The following is a 19,232-nucleotide window of genomic DNA, read 5'->3' on the forward strand; positions in this document are numbered from 1 at the left end:
AGTTCATGTATCTGGCCACAAAAAATGGTTTAATTAGCCACCAATATCCACAACTGTAGTATGATTTACTCTTTGCTCTTCTACAAAATCAATCATGCCTGGGCGCTTATAGTGAAGGGTTTTTGAATCATATGAAATAGCCCAAATCGTGTTATCGCGATCGACGTCAATATTATAAAAGTGCCCAAACTTTTCTAGCTCATCACCATTGAGTTTGTAAACTTGTTGTGAACCGCGTGTATTTTTAAATATATGCGCGGTGACATAGACTTCACCACTACCAACAGCGACATCTTTGAGGGTGCATGTTTGCGGGCAGTTTATGTTAATTTGATGCCAATTTCCGTTGTTCCGCTGGTAAAGCTCATTATCATCTGTGATTGCCCATATAGCGCCGGTTTCATTCACATCAATTTTTACAATGCGCTTATTGGGGATCCCATAATTTCCACCAAACTTTTTAGCTACCAAGTTGAATTTCTTTAAATCCCCAGTTTGTGTAACACAATATGCGTGTTTAGGGCTATAAGTTGAAACATCTGCGGCACCCAAACAACCGAATACATGTTGCCAAGTATCGTTTTGATATCTAAAGACCATGCCATACTCCCCAACTGCAAACGTAGCGCCTTCATTGTAAGCGTACCCCGGGGAGCTTTCACTGCTTGGGCGATAATGAAAGTAACCACCTGAGGCGGCGACCGTTTTTTGATAATAAGGAAGTGGCGTAATTTGCCAAGGATCAAACGCATCGTCTTTGTGAATGTAAGGTGTACCTTGGTCGTCAATCAAAACACGGATCGCTGAATTTTGGGGCTCATTAGCAAAAGCCGTTGTATTTAACGCGGATATTATGCCCATAATCATCACAGTATGTGTGAAGTATTTCATATTAGTTTTCCTTTACATGTTTTTTACGGTCTAAAAAAGTGTAAGCACATTGGGAAGAAATAAGGCGTACTAAACACTCAAAAATCAATACTAATGAATGCTTTTTTATATTTAAAATATTCTGAAATCAGTAAAAAAGGATGGTTTTCAAAGTGCGAAAAAGTGATATTTGAGCATGCTAAAAAGCTTTAATGCCATTGATTAAGATTTATATAAATCAGATTAAATACTTTTTCATTAGCGATACGTCGTAAAGAGGTAAACGTAAATACCAACAGTTATTTTGCTATTGGGCGCTGCAACTGTCCAGCTAGGTGGGCAATCTTGCCAAGGTCGGACAGTCTTTTTTTCCCACGAAGGATATGTTGAATTACTCTTTGCTGAGGTCAGCTTATAATGACACACTTTATAGTTTGCTTTAGTCGCTTCTTTGTCCGAGCCTAGGGCTGATGCACTAAAAATAAAGCTAAAAGTAAGCACAAGTGCCAATATATTTTTTATCATCATATTTCCTTTAAATACTTTCAGGTCGTTGTACAATTCAACTCATCCATTGAGTTTGATTTAGGCCCTATTACTAGAACACATTATGAACGATAAGTGAATAAAAATTACGCCGAAATCTGAAATACTTAAAAGACTCGATTTATAAATTAACGCAATAGTTTGATTGCTCTTATTACTTATGTAGCTGTAAATAGGGCTCAGCATCAAAAGAATAATTTAATTACAAACCTGCCACATACGCACATGTGGCAGGCAAATATAGATTATAAAATTAAATACTATCTATACGTACTGTACTGATAAGCATAATAGCCAGCCGGAACCCGACTCCAATAAAACCCGACAGTCCAGCCGCTTGGGCATGATTTGTTTGCTAGCACTTCTTTTGTTTCCCATGATGGGAATCTATCACTTCCTGGGCCACGTAACGTAAGTTTATAATGGCAAACGCGAACAGAATGTGATGCATTGATCTGTTCGGTTTTGGCTTCCGACGCTGCGGATGAGTAAGAAGCAACGCTTAATGTGCTAGCTAATGCAGCGGATAAAATTAAAACTTTATGATTCATCATATTTCCTTGATTCTACATATTAGTAATTAGATAAAATCCAGATGTGCCTAAATATTAAACAGGCATATTTAAGTTAATCACTGCTGCTTAAAAAGTAAACCAATCGAGCTTGTGTTATTTTCAAGTTACTGTAATGTGAGAAAAATACTTCTCAATCAGCTTAATTAGTTTGGATAAGCATGCAAGATCACTTCTTTTAGGGGATTACTTTAGTCAGACGCCACCTACATTGGACTAATTTTGCATGTAATTTACCCAGCCTATAAAAAACATCAAATAAATCGACTTTATGAGGCGATAAGCGCTGTAAGTTACCAAATTAATTTGTAATAATGCGTCAGTTAACAAGCTACAAATTCAGAGGAAAGACCTCCTATGGCGGATACAGAGAATCGCCCAACTAACTTCATCAGAAATATCATTGATGGTGATCTGGCAAGTGGCAAACACGCATCAACACATACGCGTTTCCCGCCAGAGCCAAATGGTTTTTTACACATTGGCCATGCTAAATCTATCTGCCTTAATTTTGGCATAGCGCAAGATTATAAAGGCCTTTGTAATTTACGTTTTGACGATACGAACCCAGAAAAAGAAGACATCGATTACGTAAACTCAATTCAAGAAGATGTTAAGTGGCTAGGTTTTGATTGGGATGGCGAAATTTGCTATTCATCAAACTATTTCGACAAGCTATACGGCTATGCTGTAGAGCTGATTGAAAAAGGCTTAGCTTATGTATGTTTCTTGTCTCCCGAGCAAGCACGTGAATATCGCGGTACATTGACTGAGCCAGGTAAAAATAGTCCGCACAGAGACACGTCTCCTGAGGAAAACTTAGCGCTTTTCGAAAAAATGAAAAATGGTGAGTTCAAAGAAGGTGAATGTGTACTTAGAGCAAAGATCGATATGGCGAGCTCTTTCATGGTACTTCGTGACCCGATTATTTACCGTATCCGTTTTGTTCATCACCATCAGACTGGTGACAAGTGGTGTATTTATCCAATGTATGACTTCACGCACTGTATTTCAGATGCGCTAGAAGGGATCACGCATTCGTTGTGTACGCTTGAATTCCAAGACAATCGTCGTTTATACGATTGGGTACTTGAGAACATCAGCATTGAGTGCCAACCTCAGCAGATTGAGTTTTCTCGTCTAAATCTAGAATATACCGTGATGTCAAAGCGTAAGCTTAACGACTTAGTCGTGAACGGTCAGGTAGAAGGTTGGGATGATCCCCGTATGCCTACAATTGCGGGTCTACGTCGTCGTGGTTACACACCGGCATCTATTCGTGAATTCTGTAAGCGTATTGGTATTACAAAGCAAGATAACATGGTTGAAATGGGAATGCTTGAAGCATGTATCCGTGATGACCTAAATGAAAATGCACCACGTGCGATGGCTGTTTTAGATCCAGTTAAAATTGTTATCGAAAACTATGATGCAGACACAGTTGAGATGTTATCTGCACCAAATCACCCAACATTAGAAATGGGTGAGCGTGAATTGCCATTTACTCGTGAAATTTTCATTGAGCGTGAAGACTTCCGCGTTGAAGCGAACAAAAAGTTTAAGCGTTTAGTGTTGGGTAAAGAAGTACGTTTACGTAATGCTTATGTGATTAAAGCTGAGCGCATTGAAGAAGATGACGCTGGTAATATCACGACTATTTATTGTACATATGATGCAGATACACTTGGTAAAAACCCAGCAGATGGCCGTAAGGTTAAAGGCGTAATTCATTGGGTTTCAGCGTCACATTGTATCGAAGCGGAAGTACGTCAGTATGACCGTCTATTTAATGTACCTAACCCAGCGGCTGCTGAAGATTTTGCTACTACGCTAAACCCTGAGTCATTAGTCGTTATTGCAAATGCGAAATTAGAGCCATCACTTGCAAAAGCAAGCCCAGAGCAAGGCTTTCAGTTTGAACGATTAGGCTATTATAGTCGTGATAACAAGTCACAAAGCTTAACATTCAACCAAACGGTTGGGCTTCGCGATTCATGGGCGAAAATTGAAAAAGCATAAAGTACGTTAAATACACTTTATTTTTTCCAAAAAAGGTCGACATTTGTCGGCCTTTTTTTCAATATATTCATCAAATTAGTTTTATTAAGTCGCGCCGTGAGCAAACAGTCAATTCACAACTTCTATATTAATGAACAGCAATCGATTTATTTGCTATCTCACCATGATGCAAAAAAACATCGTCAGTGGCTCAATATCTGTAAGAAGCAATTATCGCTCTTGGGCTATCAAGATGTAGAATTAATAGGCTCTGGCGCGTTTGGATTTGTGTTTGCAGGCATAGAAGACAGCGGTGAGGAGTGGGTTTTCAAATTTTCTCGTATTACCTTAGCGCAAAGTGTGAGGGATAGGCTTGAAGACGAAGCTTATATGTTATCCCAGATAAATAATCCAATGGTACCTAAGTTCTTTGCTTTTGAACGAGTTAAAAAGCAAGGGATCTTAATGATGGCCAGAGCGCAAGGGGAAGATCTTGAGCAGGTTTCTTTAAAGCAGGGGCACCTAAAACCCCATGTTCTGGTTCATTTAGCACTGAAATTACGAAATGTGCTACAAGACTTACGTGAGAGAAAAAATGGTATGTCCTTGCAACCTGTGGTACATGGTGACATCAAACCTTCGAATATTGTTTGGGATCAGCACTCAGATGCATTTTCATTGGTTGATTGGGGCAGCTCTGTTTACGCACAAATTGATGTACATGGAGAACCTGTAGCCAGCAATATCATGGATTTAATGTCTTCTGATATTGCGAGCACAAATGCCCGAATGGGGGATGTCTATTTTATTGGTGATGAGCAAATGTCTGGCTCACGCTCTTCACCGCGATTTGATGAGCAGGGAGTTGCTTCGACGATTTACGCATTGGCAAGTGCGCAATCTTGTCGCTTTGGCGCGCAGGTGATCCCTGCGACTAGCCTGGGGCTACCTATTGAATTTGCAAAAGTTATCGATGGTATGTTGAGTAAAGATAAAATGACCAGAGATAATGCAGGTGATTATTTTATGCGTAATATGCCTGCCATGGCCAAAGTATATTTACCAGATATAGAATCACTTCAAATAAAAGCGAATATACCGTTTTGGACGACTACGCAAACCGATCTGCCTGATACCGTGGTCTACAGCTCTAGGAAGCAATTTTTGCGCCGTGCTGATCATAACCAACAGCTTTTAGACGTAAATGATGCACAGCTTGACAGATATTATAAAGAGTTCTTATTTGATACTGGCGATACGGAAAAAGCATTTTTAGCTTCTATTAGTCGATTAGCGAAATATCCTGTTGTGGGCGGGTTGAGTTTCCACTGGCAGCAAGAGTCGTTATATGTTGAGTCGAGCTTGATGTTGCATGATGAAAGCTTGCAAAGTGCTTTTACGGATGCGGTAAATGCTACGGTTATGCTGGCACAGGGCATCGAGCAGAAGGGCTTATTCAAATGCTGCTTATTTGACGCAAGGCAGACGATTCAGTTAGAGCGTGACGAAACTGGTGCATATATTTTTGAGCAGCTGCCAGAATTACAGTACACCGTGAGTCATGTTGCGGCGTCAGAAGTAACTAGGCCGCATTCCTATTTTGAAGATGGTAAAGATCCTGATGAGCAGTTGCAGCTGCCTAAGCAAATTATTCAATGTGTTTTTGAGCTGAATAAAATTCATCACACAGGTTGTATCATTTTCGAGTCACTGAGCGATAGATTAAAAATTCACTATTATTATCGGTTGTTAGATGCAGAGCAAGAGGCTGCTTTTGCGGCGTTGCTCAAAGAAATTATTCAGTATACGGTGAGCATTCAAGACTATGGTGTAGCAGGCTTTATGAAGCTTCCCTACAAAAATACCCGAGAATTTGAGTTGTGTCCAAAACAGCCTGATAACTACTATCCGAAAAATCCAAAGTCATAGATTTGCACTATTGCGAGTAGTGTAAATCTGCCAATGAGTAGTAAAATTTGGACTAGCATATGACGAATTGTCAATTGAAATCTGGCTGACTCTGTAGCAGTCTCTTAAGGGATAGGAGGGAGCTATGGATAAACGAAAAAGACAGGAGATCTTAACCTTGAGTTGGGGGATCCACGATGAAGTTGAGCAAGCAATAGTGCATCACACTGCCGTTGAAGGGGACGATGACTGGTCCGAAAAGCAACGATTATTGATAGCTGATATGTCTTTGCATTTGCTGCAAACGGCTCTTAAGCCTGAGCCTATGTGTAATGAAAAGCTTAAAAATAATCTCAATGCTATTTTAACTTTATCAAATGACTTTGTGAGTGAAGTTGATCTGAAGCAGGTGGCTGATGCGTTATATCGGCTTGAAAAAGCCTAATCGATTTATTATCCAAATATCATATAGTTAAAAAGCCAGCATAAAGCTGGCTTTTAATTTAAATTGCATACGCTATCGAATTAAGAATCATCAGATTCTGTAAATCTTCTGCACTCTTCTTCATCGACACACTCACCATACAAGTAAAGAGAGTGGTTTGTTAGTTTGATACCGTTAGTTGTTGCAATTTCGACCTGACGAGTTTCGATAACTTCGTCTTCGAATTCAATAACTTTACCACACTTTAAACAAACCAAGTGGTCATGGTGTGTGCTGCCAGACAATTCAAAAACTGACTTGCCGCCTTCAAAGTGGTGGCGTGTCACAATACCGGCATCATCAAACTGGTTCAGTACACGATAAACAGTTGCTAAACCAATTTCTTCGCCCTTATCGAGCAAAATTTTGTAAACATCTTCAGCGCTGATATGCTGATTTTCTGGAGATTGTAAAATCTCAAGAATTTTAATTCGCGGTAAGGTGACTTTTAAGCCCGCCTTTTTAAGCTCTAAGTTGTGATCAGTCATTTAATCTGTCTCAATCTATTATCTTTTTACTTCAATTCTTAAGAATAAGCACGACCATTTTCTTAAGAATAACGTGCACGGGCAACAAGTCAAAGCTTGTTTTATTAATTCAATGAATTAATCTTCTAATTCGCTTAGGCACATTTCATCATAAACCTGTGCACACCAAGCCTTAATACGTTGCTCAGTAAGCTCAGGTTGACGGTCTTCATCGATACCTAAACCAACAAAGTTATTGTCATCTACAAGTGCTTTTGACGCTTCAAACTCATAGCCGTCAGTTGACCAATGACCAACAACAATTGCACCACGCTCAGTAACGATGTCATTTACCATGCCCATCGCATCTAAGAAGTATTCAGCGTAATCTTCTTGGTCACCACAACCGAAGATAGCAACTAGTTTGCCTTCAAAGTTAATCTCTTCTAGCTCAGGGAAGAAGTCATCCCAGTCACATTGTGCTTCACCGTAGTACCAAGTAGGGATACCAAATAGAATTAAGTCAAACTCTTCGATGTCAGCCTTGCTGCTTTTCGCAATATCTTTAACATCAATTAGCTTTTTACCTAGTTCTTTTTGGATTTGCTTAGCAACGTGCTCGGTGTTACCCGTGTCACTGCCGAAAAAAATACCTACGCTTGCCATTAATTACTTACCTTTATCTATTAATCGCTAATTTCTCTTGCAAGATGGTCTCAATGAGTGCGCTACGGCTAATATTTTGCTCTTCAGCCATATCACTCAAGGCTTGGTAAAGTTCAGAAGATACTTTGAACTCTACGCGCTTTAAACCCCTTGCTCTATCTCTTTTAATTTGATTACGCTTGTTGATCTTAAGCTGCATTTCCCTTGGTAAGGGATTTGTTTTGGGCCGACCAGGGCGTTTTTCATTTTCAAATAAGTCGATAGTTGTTCTATCTAATTCAGACTTGGCCATTAACCAACACCCGCACCTTGCCAAAACACTTGTATTACACCTTTGGCTATAAAACCTGAACAACCTAAAAACAACACCAGCCAAACGATGTATCGACCAAATTTAGGCACGTCACCTTTCTTTAGAACGTCTTGAATAGCCATTCCAATAAGAAAAAATATACATGCGAGCGCAAAGTAAAAACCAAGAGTTTCAAACTCATTTATGTATTGACTGATCATCTTTGCACTACTAAAACCTTAAACGGCGGGTACTATAGCATACCTAACTACAATAAATTAAGTTTAGCCACATAAAAATCTCCGACAATTATTGAATAAAATCAATAATTGAACGATTGACAGCTTCTGGTTTTTCAGCGTGCAGCCAGTGACCAGCCCCTTGAATGATTTTTGCGCGCGCTTTAGAAAACGCATTTACAATGTCATTTTTGTGTTCTGGTAGTATATAGTCGGAGTTATTACCTTTGACGAGTAGCGTATCACACAAACAGGTACGAGGTGTATCTATGTTATCGATAATCTTAGAATAATTTTTTTCTATTATGGGTAAATTGAAACGCCATTCCAATTCACCATCCGCATTCTTTGCCAAGCTTTTTAATAAAAACTGTCTGACGCCAAGCTCTTCTATATTATCTGACATGATTTTGTCAGCATCACTTCGACTTTTTGGTGCGCTGTTTGTCACTTTATTTAGCGCAGCTATGATGTTGTCATGTCTAGGGGGATATTGCACAGGTGCGATATCAAGCACTACCAGCTTGCTTACCTTATGCTCATTAAGCATTGCCACTTGCATCGCGACTTTGCCGCCCATTGAGTGCCCAACAAGAATCACTTGTTCAAGCTTGAGGTGATCAATCAGAGATAATATGTCTTGCGCCATGACCTGATAGTTCATATCGTCACTTTTGAATGAACGGCCATGATTTCGCAAGTCTACATTGACGACATTGAATTGTGGCTCTAGTGCTCGAGCTATGATGTTTAGGTTTTCTAATGAGCCAAATAAGCCATGTATTAATATGACAGTTTTGGCGCTACTTTGCTCTAGTCCGCTTTGCTTAAAATTAAGTAACATACTACCTCCAAATTTGTGTCGCTATTTTGCCAGCCTTAAATCAAAAATCAAAGCCGTAGAGGAAGAAGAAAAATTTAGATATAATCCCTCCCAAATGCGGTATATGTATAAAATGACAGGACAAGCATGAAAACAATAGAAATAGATGACGAGCTTTATCAATACATTGCAAGCAACACGCAAAGTATTGGAGAGAGCGCCTCACAGATCCTGCGTCGTTTACTAGAGTTAGAGCCAGTTCAGGGTACTTCGGTAGCAGTGCAAACCGAGGTGTCACAAGTAGAGCCAGTTCCAGTGGAAAGTAAAACGGAAGTTAAACCTGAGCCAGTAAAAGAGTCTGCGAATGTATTTAATATTCTAAATAAAGAAGAGCTTGCTATGCAAAAAGGCGTAGTAGGGCGTTTTTTATTTATTCTTGCAGCATTTCACCGTACGCACAAAGCTCAGTTTAAAAAAGTACTGGAAATAAAAGGGCGAGATAGAATTTACTTTGCAATGAGTAAAGAAGCGTTGCTTGAAAGCGGGAGCAGTATGAACCCAAAAAATATCACAGACAGTGAATATTGGGTCATGACAAATTCAAACACCACGCGTAAAAAGATGATGTTGCACGAAGTGGCCCTAATTTTAGGCTACACTGAGCAGCAGGCAGAAACAGTTCGAGATTACTTATAAGGAAATGTGATGGCAAACCATCCTAACGCAGGCAAAAAAGCTCCCAAGTCACAGCTCGCAAATATTCCAAAGCTGGTGTCAGCTTATTATTTGAATGAGCCAGATCTTGAAACAAACCCAGAACAGTGCGTAGCATTTGGTACTTCTGGTCATCGTGGCTGTTCTTATAATGTAAAGTTTAATGAGTCACATATTCTTGCAATCACGCAAGCAATTTGTGATTACAGAAAGGCAAATAATATATTTGGCCCTCTCTTTTTAGGTAAAGATACCCATGCATTGTCTGAGGCAGCGTTTAATTCAGCAATTGAAGTACTCGTTGCTAATGAAGTGCAGGTAATTACTCAAGAAAATGATGACTTTACTCCGACGCCAGTAGTAAGTCATGCGATCGTGTGTCACAACAGAACACATCCACATGAATTGGCTGATGGTATTGTTGTAACGCCTTCACACAACCCGCCTGAAGATGGTGGGTTTAAGTACAATCCGCCAAACGGTGGTCCTGCTGATACAGATGTAACGAATTGGATTGAGCAAAGAGCTAACCAGTTATTACGTGAAGACTTGGTAGAAGTGCAGCTATTTCCTTATGCTAAAGCGAAGCGTTCGGGGTTTATCAAATATGAAGACTTGGTCACGCCATATGTTGAAGACTTAGCAAATGTGATTGACTTAGAAGCGATAGCTAAAGCGGATGTTAGCATCGGTATCGACCCTCTTGGTGGCTCAGGCATTAATTTTTGGCCTGTTATCGCTGAAAAGTTTGGTCTAAATATGACGGTTGTAAACGATGAAGTAGATCCTCGATTTGCATTTATGCCACTAGATAAAGATGGCAAAATTAGAATGGATTGCTCTTCACCGTTTGCTATGGCAAACCTCATTGAAATCAAAGACGATTTTGATATTGGTATCGGTAATGACCCTGATTATGATCGTCACGGTATTGTGACAAAAGATGGGTTGATGAATCCTAACCACTTCTTGGCGGTAGCGATAGATTACTTGCTAAAACACAGAGGCTGGGCAAAAGACATCAAAGTCGGTAAAACACTGGTTTCAAGTGGCATGATTGACAAAGTTGTGCAAAGCCATGGCAATGAAGTGTATGAAGTGCCAGTTGGCTTTAAATGGTTTGTTGAAGGCTTAAGTGATAAGTGGCTTGCTTTTGGTGGTGAAGAAAGTGCAGGTGCGTCATTTTTAAGAAAAAATGGCGATGTTTGGAACACTGACAAAGACGGATTTATTCTAGGCTTACTCGCAGCTGAGATTTTAGCCGTGACAGGTAAAACACCTTCTGAGCGATATAAAGAACTTGAACAAGAGTTTGGTGCACCAAGTTACAAACGAATCGATGCACCAGCAAATGATGCGCAAAAAGCCAGATTAAAAGCGCTCAGTGTTGATGACGTGAAAGCCACAGCGCTTGCAGGTGATGAAATTACCGATATTCTGACCCATGCTCCAGGTAATGGCGCAGCAATTGGCGGCTTAAAAGTAGTGACTGCTTCTGGCTGGTTTGCTGCAAGACCTTCAGGCACAGAAGACATTTACAAAATTTATTTAGAATCTTTCAAAGGCGAAGCACATCTTGCTGAGCTTGAAAGAGAAGCAAAAGCACTGGTTGACAGTGTAATTAGCTAAATTATCTGATATTAAAGGCCATTTTTTAATGGCCTTTTTCTTTTTTACATCTCTCATAAGGTGACAGTATGTACCTTGATACATTAAAAGCAACCGGCGATTTTTTAACCATTACTCGTGAAAATGAGTTTGAATTAGCACCTTGTCAATTTACTTTGGAGAACGGTACTGAGGTCAAGGTAATTGACACTGGTGTTATTCAATTTACCCCTGCATGCGAAACTCAAAAAGACTTTGTTTTTTCAAGTGCTGTGCACGGTAATGAAACGGCACCAATCGAAATTTGTGATGAGCTGATCCAGCACATAATCACTGGCAAGTTAGAACTGAAACAACGTGTTTTGTTTATCTACGGTAATCCGAAGTCGATTAATATTGGTCAGCGTTTTGTTGATGAAAACTTAAACCGGTTATTCAATGGCGCACACGACAATAAAACTGATAACCCAGAACAGGTTCGCGCAGCAAATTTAGAAAACTATGTGCGTGAGTTTTTCACCAGCGTAGAAGCGGGCCGTTATCGTGCGCATTATGATCTGCACACCGCTATTCGTGGTTCTAAAAACGAAAAGTTTGCCGTGTATCCTTTTTTGCATGGCAAACCTTGGAAAAAGTCGCAACTACAATTTTTATTGTCATGCGGTGTAAACACTGTACTCATGATGCGCGCAGCCGCCACGACTTTCAGTTATTTTTCTTCAAAGCAATTTGATGCGGATGCATTCACAGTAGAGCTGGGTCAGGTAAAGCCATTTGGTGAAAATAACATGGCAAGCTTTGAAGCAACAAAGAAGACGCTTAGTGCATTAATTAGCCAAAAAGAAGTTGAATATAAAGAATTCGATGCAAAAGATTTTGAGCTATTCACAGTGCATAGAACGATTAACCGAACTTGTGAAGCGTTTTCATTTCCATTCCCTGATTCTGCGGTGAACTTTACTGGATTCGCTAAAGGCGAGCTACTTGCAACAGACGGAGACACTGAGATATTTGCTGAAGTGGAAGGCGAAGCAATTATCTTCCCAAATGCTAAAGTTGCCCTCGGCCAACGTGCATTATTAACCGTGATCCCAATGGAAGTAAACGAGAACTTTGTTTAACCCACTGAAATAAAAGTTTTTTTGTAACCGTATCGAAATCTTTCCAGAATAAAAATGCAAATTACCGGTTATTCATCTAGGATTAGTTGAATAACCGTTTACGTTAACGTAAAGTGGCAAAAGCTTTAATTTAAGTAATTTGCATTTACCGCACTAATTATTCAAAACTCAACACGCGGGCTTTTATGTCAATGCTATTGACTGCAAGTATTGCAAATTGGCGATGACAACAAGAGAAGGTAGGTTATGACTAACCCCAATAACATATCGTTAAACATAAGCCATGCACTCGAATTTATCGATGGCCATGCGCTTAACATCCCAACATTGAAAATTTTAAGTGAGCAAGGCGAGATCTTAGATGGCGCGACGTCACCTGAGTTAGATAAAGAAACTGCGCTTAAAATTTATAGCACGATGAGATTTATCCGTTTGTTGGATGAACGTATGCAAGCTGCTCAGCGCCAAGGCCGTATTAGTTTCTATATGCAGTGTCTAGGTGAAGAGGCTGCAATTACAGCAAGTGCTGCAGCGTTAAAGCAAGATGATATGATCATGGCTCAGTATCGTGAGCAAGCTGCACTGCATTATCGTGGCTTTACACTAGAACAATTCATGAACCAGCTTTTCTCAAATGAAAAAGATTTGGGTAAGGGTCGTCAAATGCCGGTGCATTATGGCTCTAACGAATTACATTATCTGACAATTTCTTCACCACTTGGCACGCAGATCCCGCAAGCTACAGGCTATGCTTATGGTCAAAAGCTTAAGCATATTGATAAAGAGTCAGGTGAATTAAGCTCTGAAATCGATAACGTAACTATCTGTTACTTCGGTGAAGGTGCTGCTTCAGAAGGTGATTTCCATGCTGGCCTTAACATGGCCGCAGTACACAAAGCCCCTGTTATCTTCTTTGCCCGTAATAACGGCTACGCAATCTCAACACCTGCGGATGAGCAGTTTAAAGGTGACGGTATTGCAGCGCGTGGTGTTGGCTACGGTATTAAGACTATTCGTGTTGATGGCGCTGATACACTAGCTGTGTATGAAGCGACTAAAAAAGCCCGTGAAATAGCAGTCACAACAGGTGAGCCTGTGCTCATCGAGTCAATTGCATATCGCCTTGGCGCTCACTCTACTTCTGATGATCCGTCGGGTTATCGTACTAAAGACGAAGAAGCTGAGTTTAAAAATAGCTGCCCAGTTGCCAGATTTAAAGCGTGGTTATTGAAGCAAAACTGGTTAGATGAAAAAGAAGACGAAGCAATTAAAGACAAGATCCGTGAAGAGATTTTGGCGGCACTAAAAGTAGCGGAAAAAGTACAAAAACCAGCACTTGAAGAACTTGTTTCTGATGTGTATGACACGCCAATTCCAGCGCTACAAAAACAATACGAAGAATTAAAAGAGCATATCAAACAATACCCAGATGCCTATCCAGTAACAGCAGGGAGAATTAAATAATGGCTAAGATGAATATGTTACACGCCATTAATTCGGCGCTTGATATTAGTATGGCAGAGCACCCTCAAGCTTGTATCTTTGGTGAAGATGTTGGCTATTTTGGAGGGGTATTCCGTGCAACATCTGGATTGCAAGAGAAGTATGGTAAGCATCGTGTATTTAATACACCACTGACAGAGCAAGGTATTCTTGGCTTTGCCAATGGTCTTGCGGCATTTGGCGCGCCAGCGCTAGCTGAGATTCAGTTTGCGGATTATATCTTCCCAGCGTTTGACCAAATCGTAAACGAGTCAGCTAAATTCCGTTACCGTTCTGGTAATGAGTTTAATGTTGGTAATCTGACTATTCGTACACCGTACGGCGGTGGTATTGCCGGTGGTTTGTATCACTCGCAATCTCCAGAAGCGTATTTTGCGCATACTCCAGGTTTGAAGTTAGTTGTACCTCGTAATCCTTATCAAGCAAAAGGCTTACTAAGAGCTTGTATCAAAGACGATAACCCAGTGATTTTCTTTGAGCCTAAACGTTTATACCGTGCATCTGTTGGTGAAGTACCAGAAGAAGATTACACTATTGAAATTGGTAAAGCGGAAGTTGTTAAAGAAGGCTCTGACATCACTGTACTTGCTTGGGGTGCACAGATGGAGATCATTGAACAGGCCGCTGTGAAAGCAGAAGAAGCGGGTATTAGCTGTGAAATTATCGATCTTCGCTCAATTTTACCTTGGGATGCTGAAACACTGATTAAGTCTGTGACTAAAACTGGCCGTTTGGTGATAAGTCACGAAGCGCCAATTACAAATGGTTTTGGTGCTGAAATCGCTGCGACTATCCAAAAAGAGTGTTTCTTGCACTTAGAGTCACCTATTGAACGCGTATGTGGTCTAGATACCCCGTATCCTTTAGCTCTTGAAAAAGAATATGTACCAGATGCTTTAAAAGTGTTTGAAGCAATCAAGAAGTCAGTGGAATTTTAAGGATAAGTCATGTCTAAAGAGTTTATTTTACCGGATATCGGCGAAGGCATCGTTGAATGTGAAGTTGTAGAGTGGTTAGTCGCTGTTGGTGACACAGTCAAAGAAGATCAGCCAATCTGTGATGTGATGACAGACAAAGCTTTGGTACAAATCCCGGCAGTACATGATGGTGTTATCACTCAATTGCATTACGCTAAAGGTGATATTGCAAAGGTACACGAGCCACTGTTTGCGATGAATGTGGAAGGTGATGCCCCTGTAGAAGAGGCGGCAGCTGAGGTTTCGGCAGCAAAAGAGCAACCAGTAGCAACACAAGGCGCTCACTTAGAGGATTTTATCTTACCGGATATTGGTGAGGGTATTGTTGAATGTGAGATTGTTGAGTGGCTGGTAAGCGAAGGTGAAGAAATTAAAGAAGACCAAGCTGTTTGTGATGTAATGACAGACAAAGCGCTTGTTCAAATTCCAGCGAAGTATGATGGTGTTGTGGAAAAATTGTATTATCAAAAAGGTGATATAGCACAAGTACATAGCCCATTATTTCAGGTACGTTTGGCACAATCTAATGGTGCGCAAGCAGTACCTGCTAAATCTGTTGAAGAGGAGCTTGCAATCCACAAGCCTCAACCTGTTTCTTCTTCAACTTCGCCTTCACAGCCTGTTATTAATGGTAAAGCGGTCGCTTCACCTGCGGTAAGGCGACGTGCACGTGAAATGGATATTGATATTCGTCAAGTGCCTGGAAGTGGTAAGAATGGTCGTGTCTATAAAGAAGACCTTGAAAAGTTCTTGAGCGCGGGCGCGAGTCCTGCTGCACCAGTTGCTAGCGAAGCGGCTCCTCAGCCTGCGACAACCACAGTGAGCACTGTGACGGGTGGCACTAGAGTTGAACCAATTCGTGGCATGAAAGCCGCGATGGCTAAGCAAATGGTTGCGTCTGTATCCACAATTCCTCACTTCACTTACAGTGATGAAATTGACCTAACAGAGCTCATTGCGCTGCGACTTTCTTTGAAAGAGCAATATGCAAAGCAAGGTATTAAGCTCACTATGATGCCTTTCTTTATTAAAGCGCTGTCTCTTGCCATTAAAGAATTCCCAATCTTAAACTCGCAAGTTAACGATGAATGTACAGAGCTTACATACTTTGATGATCATAATATTGGTATGGCCGTTGATAGTAAGTTAGGTTTGTTAGTGCCAAATATTAAAGGCTGTCAAAATAAGTCTATTGTTGATGTTGCTGAGGCGGTAACTAAGTTAACTGACGCAGCAAGAGAAGGGCGCGTATCGCCAGATGACCTTAAAGGCGGCACAATTTCTATATCGAACATTGGCGCAATTGGCGGCACAACTGCGACACCAATTATTAATAAACCAGAAGTAGCAATTGTTGCACTTGGTAAATTGCAGCATCTACCACGCTTTGATGCTGATGGTAACGTGGTTTCACGTTCGATTATGCAAGTGAGTTGGTCTGGTGACCACCGAGTTATTGACGGTGGTACGATTGCTAGATTTAACAATTTGTGGAAATCATACCTGGAAGAACCTGCGAAAATGATGATGGCGATGCGCTAAGTCAGATTTGTAAAGGCCCTTTACATGCCCTAAAAGTGCACGCTTTTGGGGCATTTTTCTGTTTGAGGTAGATATTTATGTTATGTAAATTGTTTATCTGCATTGATATGTTCCAACCCAGTCTAAAAGCCCGTATAATTCACACCTTAAAATTTTTACCCGTAGCAATTAAAAAGCCGTCCGTTTTAGGCTTGAGAAGTCGTGATGAATCAAAAAGACGATAGAAAAGAAATACTTGAATTTAATAAGTTGCAGAAAAAACTGCGCAGAAATGTTGGTAACGCAATAAAAGATTACAACATGATCGAAGAAGGTGATGTTGTGATGGCTTGTATTAGTGGTGGTAAAGACTCTTTTGCAATGCTTGATATATTACTTAATCTGCAAAAAGCTGCGCCTATTAAATTCGAAGTTATCGCAGTTAACTTGGATCAAAAGCAACCTGGGTTCCCTGAGCATATTTTGCCTGAATACTTCGAAAGCTTGAATATTCCTTATTATATCGTTGATAAAGATACGTACTCGGTTGTTCGTGAAAAGGTGCCAGAGGGCAAAACAACATGTGGTTTATGTTCTCGTCTGCGTCGAGGCACACTGTATTCATTTGCAGAAAAAATTGGCGCAACCAAGCTTGCCTTGGGACACCATATGGATGACATTGTTGAAACCATGTTTTTAAATATGTTCCATGGTTCGCGCTTAAAAGCTATGCCACCTAAGTTAAGGTCTGATGATGGCCGTAACGTGGTTATTAGACCGTTAACATACTGCCGCGAGAAAGACTTAATAAAATACGCCGAGCATAGAGAATTTCCAATTATTCCTTGTAATTTGTGTGGTTCTCAAGAAAACCTGCAAAGACAAAATATCAAAGCAATGTTGGTTGAATGGGATAAAAAGACGCCTGGTCGTGTAGACAGTATTTTTAAATCACTACAGAACGTTAGCCCAAGCCAGCTTGCGGATACAAACTTGTTTGATTTTGAAAACCTGCCAATCGACAGGGAAAATGATCGAGATGAGTATCAATTTAGTGAAGCGACAGTGTCATCAACAAACATTGATGAGTCTTTGTTTATTGATGTGACAAATATCTAATTAATGTCTTGTGCCAAGTATCGCGCTCAGCGGTACTTGGCACATTATTATCTCGCTTCCTTATTTTTCATTAATTTACTGAGCTTTATCTCCAAATAACTTGGCAACCATTTTTGCATCACTGCTTTAAACTCTTGGCTATTAACGACAGTATTAGCAACAGAATCAATTTTTTTGATGATCTCTCTGCCAGTTTTATTGTCTGTGCAACCAACATAACCATGAACAATAGGGTCAACGTCTTCGAGAAGCAGTTGTACCACGTCTTTAGTATTCGTTTGTTTGTGAAGGTAAAAGTGTTCACTGGGATAGCCAATAACGGCGTCGACACGACCTTTTTTAAGCATGTAGGTCAAACTTTCAAGCGCATCTTGTCCAGGCCTGATAACAACCTGATCTTTTTCGATAGAACTAATTACTTGGTCTAATGCACTGCCGTATGAACGTTGCATCACAACACCGAGCACCAGTTTATTTTGCTCTATAAACGGCTTAAGCCTGACCTTTGACGCGTTTTCAAAACCAAGTGCCTCAAGGGTTGCGGTGGTTGTGGCAATGGTTGGCGATAATCCAATGGTGGTATAGTTTTGGCTGAAACGAATGAATTTTTGACGTTGCGGTGTTTTGTACAAAGAAAGCATACAAAACGTGTTGCGTTTATCACTTAGAGCTCTAATAGCTCGACTTGCAGGAAAGTAGACTTTATTATTTTCATAATCAGGTAAGTACGTGTGGAATAAATCAATGATTAATTCATCTCTACCAGTACCTTCGTCTGCATCATTAATCATGTAGTAGGGAGGGAAGTCAGTGATAATCCAGTCAATGCTTTTGCTTTCTGCCACACCGGTTAACAACATTAATAGTAGCAATGCTTTGCGCACATTTCGCCCTCGTATAATTGTCACTATTAAAGCTTAGCAAAGATCATTCAATTGCCAACAGCTATAAAAGTAATTAAGTTAAAATCTTTGTTTATTATTTGTGATTTATTTTACAACTTGTGTCTTTTTGCTACATTAAAATACGAACACCAGCCTTAAAGCAATTTAAAGTGGTGGCCAATGGGTTTTGAACAAGGATTGGTCTTTTATTTGTGATTAAAAGTGTTTTAAAGTCGTACTTAGGTTAGTATGCAAGGTTGGCGAGCTAAGTTAATTTCAATAACAAGAGAAAACTATGAATACGCTTATCGTCAGTGATATTTTTGGGCAAACAAAATGCTTAGAAAACTTCGTTAATGAGCTAGATGGCAGCACCTCAATTTGCTCTCCTTATCCATTTAGACAAGGTCATTTGAATAGAGATGAAGAGACAGCATATAAGCAGTTCATGGATTCTGTCGGCCACGATAAATATTTTCAAAAAGTAGTTGAAGCGATTTCTGATAAACAGCCTGATTTGGTCATCGGCTTTTCGGCCGGTGGAGTTGCATGTTGGAGAGCGCTAGCTGCCATGCCGATCAAAAGCACCACAAAGCTGATTGCGTTTTATCCGGGTCAGATAAGGAACTATTTGCAGCTGCACCCAAAATGTGATGTCGATATATATTTTCCTTATCAAGAGAATCACTTTGATATTAAACCTGTTATACATCATTTGTCTGGCATGCCGGGGATAAACTGCCATAGAACACGCTATGAGCATGGATTTATGAACTCGCTTTCGAGCAATTTTGATGCCGCAGCTCTGCAGCATTTTACTGCTTTGTGCCAATACAATATTGACGAAGCAATTAAGTTGAAATTAGCCAACCGAAGGATAAAAAGTGGACTAGAATTGACTATGTAAATCATAATGAAAA

Annotated in this window: 20 protein-coding genes; 11 read left to right on the forward strand and 9 right to left on the reverse strand. The window is 40.2% G+C overall.

Annotated elements, in window-relative coordinates:
* Nucleotides 1-33: 33 nt before the first annotated feature.
* The 3 genes from AC2CZC_RS15930 to AC2CZC_RS15940 form a co-directional block, all read right to left on the reverse strand.
* A complete protein-coding gene (locus tag AC2CZC_RS15930) occupies nucleotides 34-891 on the reverse strand; it encodes a hypothetical protein (RefSeq protein ID WP_484582549.1) in 858 nt (285 codons plus the stop codon).
* A gap of 237 nt (nucleotides 892-1,128) precedes the next feature.
* The gene (locus AC2CZC_RS15935) at nucleotides 1,129-1,398 is read right to left on the reverse strand and encodes a hypothetical protein (RefSeq protein ID WP_484582550.1); all 270 of its coding nucleotides are present in this window, start codon (nucleotides 1,396-1,398) and stop codon (nucleotides 1,129-1,131) included.
* A 278-nt stretch (nucleotides 1,399-1,676) separates the two neighbouring features.
* The gene (locus AC2CZC_RS15940; RefSeq protein WP_484582551.1) at nucleotides 1,677-1,970 is read right to left on the reverse strand and encodes a hypothetical protein; all 294 of its coding nucleotides are present in this window, start codon (nucleotides 1,968-1,970) and stop codon (nucleotides 1,677-1,679) included.
* Between the two features lie 375 nt (nucleotides 1,971-2,345).
* Here AC2CZC_RS15940 and glnS point away from each other — a divergent pair, with 375 nt between their 5' ends.
* The 3 genes from glnS to AC2CZC_RS15955 all read left to right on the forward strand — a co-directional run bounded on the left by glnS (nucleotide 2,346) and on the right by AC2CZC_RS15955 (nucleotide 6,339).
* The gene (gene glnS, locus AC2CZC_RS15945; RefSeq protein WP_484582552.1) at nucleotides 2,346-4,007 is read left to right on the forward strand and encodes a glutamine--tRNA ligase; all 1,662 of its coding nucleotides are present in this window, start codon (nucleotides 2,346-2,348) and stop codon (nucleotides 4,005-4,007) included.
* A 96-nt stretch (nucleotides 4,008-4,103) separates the two neighbouring features.
* Nucleotides 4,104-5,915, forward strand: a complete 1,812-nt coding sequence (locus tag AC2CZC_RS15950) for a protein kinase domain-containing protein (RefSeq protein ID WP_484582553.1) — start codon at nucleotides 4,104-4,106, stop codon at nucleotides 5,913-5,915.
* 124 nt (nucleotides 5,916-6,039) lie between these two features.
* Nucleotides 6,040-6,339 carry a hypothetical protein gene (locus tag AC2CZC_RS15955; RefSeq protein WP_063363943.1) on the forward strand — a complete coding sequence of 100 codons (300 nt, stop codon included), beginning with the start codon at nucleotides 6,040-6,042 and terminating at the stop codon, nucleotides 6,337-6,339.
* Between the two features lie 80 nt (nucleotides 6,340-6,419).
* On the opposite strand, the gene fur is transcribed toward AC2CZC_RS15955, so the two are convergent.
* The 5 genes from fur to AC2CZC_RS15980 form a co-directional block, all read right to left on the reverse strand.
* A complete protein-coding gene (gene fur / locus AC2CZC_RS15960) occupies nucleotides 6,420-6,866 on the reverse strand; it encodes a ferric iron uptake transcriptional regulator (protein WP_063363942.1) in 447 nt (148 codons plus the stop codon).
* 117 nt (nucleotides 6,867-6,983) lie between these two features.
* Nucleotides 6,984-7,511, reverse strand: coding sequence for a flavodoxin FldA (gene fldA, locus AC2CZC_RS15965; protein ID WP_237137545.1), 528 nt, complete (start codon nucleotides 7,509-7,511; stop codon nucleotides 6,984-6,986).
* Nucleotides 7,512-7,524: 13 nt separating this feature from the next.
* Nucleotides 7,525-7,803, reverse strand: a complete 279-nt coding sequence (gene ybfE / locus AC2CZC_RS15970; protein WP_023399385.1) for a LexA regulated protein — start codon at nucleotides 7,801-7,803, stop codon at nucleotides 7,525-7,527.
* Complete coding sequence (locus AC2CZC_RS15975; RefSeq protein WP_023399386.1) at nucleotides 7,803-8,024, reverse strand: DUF2788 domain-containing protein; 222 nt, start codon at nucleotides 8,022-8,024, stop codon at nucleotides 7,803-7,805. Before AC2CZC_RS15975 ends, ybfE begins: the two co-directional genes overlap by 1 nt.
* Nucleotides 8,025-8,112: 88 nt before the next feature.
* Nucleotides 8,113-8,886 carry an alpha/beta fold hydrolase gene (locus AC2CZC_RS15980; RefSeq protein WP_484582554.1) on the reverse strand — a complete coding sequence of 258 codons (774 nt, stop codon included), beginning with the start codon at nucleotides 8,884-8,886 and terminating at the stop codon, nucleotides 8,113-8,115.
* Nucleotides 8,887-9,012: 126 nt separating this feature from the next.
* On the opposite strand from AC2CZC_RS15980, the gene seqA reads away from it, so the two are divergent.
* The 7 genes from seqA to ttcA all read left to right on the forward strand — a co-directional run bounded on the left by seqA (nucleotide 9,013) and on the right by ttcA (nucleotide 17,428).
* Nucleotides 9,013-9,561 (forward strand): replication initiation negative regulator SeqA, encoded by a 549-nt coding sequence (seqA, locus tag AC2CZC_RS15985; protein WP_484582555.1) that lies wholly within the window; start codon nucleotides 9,013-9,015, stop codon nucleotides 9,559-9,561.
* 9 nt (nucleotides 9,562-9,570) lie between these two features.
* On the forward strand, nucleotides 9,571-11,208 hold the full coding sequence (gene pgm, locus AC2CZC_RS15990; protein WP_484582556.1) for a phosphoglucomutase (alpha-D-glucose-1,6-bisphosphate-dependent): 1,638 nt from the start codon (nucleotides 9,571-9,573) through the stop codon (nucleotides 11,206-11,208).
* 68 nt (nucleotides 11,209-11,276) lie between these two features.
* A complete protein-coding gene (astE, locus tag AC2CZC_RS15995) occupies nucleotides 11,277-12,308 on the forward strand; it encodes a succinylglutamate desuccinylase (RefSeq protein ID WP_484582557.1) in 1,032 nt (343 codons plus the stop codon).
* Between the two features lie 246 nt (nucleotides 12,309-12,554).
* Complete coding sequence (locus AC2CZC_RS16000; RefSeq protein WP_063363936.1) at nucleotides 12,555-13,772, forward strand: thiamine pyrophosphate-dependent dehydrogenase E1 component subunit alpha; 1,218 nt, start codon at nucleotides 12,555-12,557, stop codon at nucleotides 13,770-13,772.
* The gene (locus AC2CZC_RS16005) at nucleotides 13,772-14,749 is read left to right on the forward strand and encodes an alpha-ketoacid dehydrogenase subunit beta (protein WP_237137533.1); all 978 of its coding nucleotides are present in this window, start codon (nucleotides 13,772-13,774) and stop codon (nucleotides 14,747-14,749) included. Before AC2CZC_RS16000 ends, AC2CZC_RS16005 begins: the two co-directional genes overlap by 1 nt.
* 9 nt (nucleotides 14,750-14,758) lie before the next feature.
* Nucleotides 14,759-16,330, forward strand: a complete 1,572-nt coding sequence (locus tag AC2CZC_RS16010) for a dihydrolipoyllysine-residue acetyltransferase (protein WP_484582558.1) — start codon at nucleotides 14,759-14,761, stop codon at nucleotides 16,328-16,330.
* 204 nt (nucleotides 16,331-16,534) lie between these two features.
* Nucleotides 16,535-17,428 carry a tRNA 2-thiocytidine(32) synthetase TtcA gene (gene ttcA / locus AC2CZC_RS16015; RefSeq protein WP_063363933.1) on the forward strand — a complete coding sequence of 298 codons (894 nt, stop codon included), beginning with the start codon at nucleotides 16,535-16,537 and terminating at the stop codon, nucleotides 17,426-17,428.
* A 47-nt stretch (nucleotides 17,429-17,475) separates the two neighbouring features.
* On the opposite strand, the gene AC2CZC_RS16020 is transcribed toward ttcA, so the two are convergent.
* The gene (locus tag AC2CZC_RS16020; RefSeq protein WP_484582559.1) at nucleotides 17,476-18,312 is read right to left on the reverse strand and encodes a TIGR02285 family protein; all 837 of its coding nucleotides are present in this window, start codon (nucleotides 18,310-18,312) and stop codon (nucleotides 17,476-17,478) included.
* Between the two features lie 295 nt (nucleotides 18,313-18,607).
* On the opposite strand from AC2CZC_RS16020, the gene AC2CZC_RS16025 reads away from it, so the two are divergent.
* On the forward strand, nucleotides 18,608-19,219 hold the full coding sequence (locus AC2CZC_RS16025; protein WP_484582560.1) for a dienelactone hydrolase family protein: 612 nt from the start codon (nucleotides 18,608-18,610) through the stop codon (nucleotides 19,217-19,219).
* Nucleotides 19,220-19,232 lie beyond the last annotated feature (13 nt).

It is taken from the genome of Pseudoalteromonas sp. MMG033, from assembly GCF_057197785.1.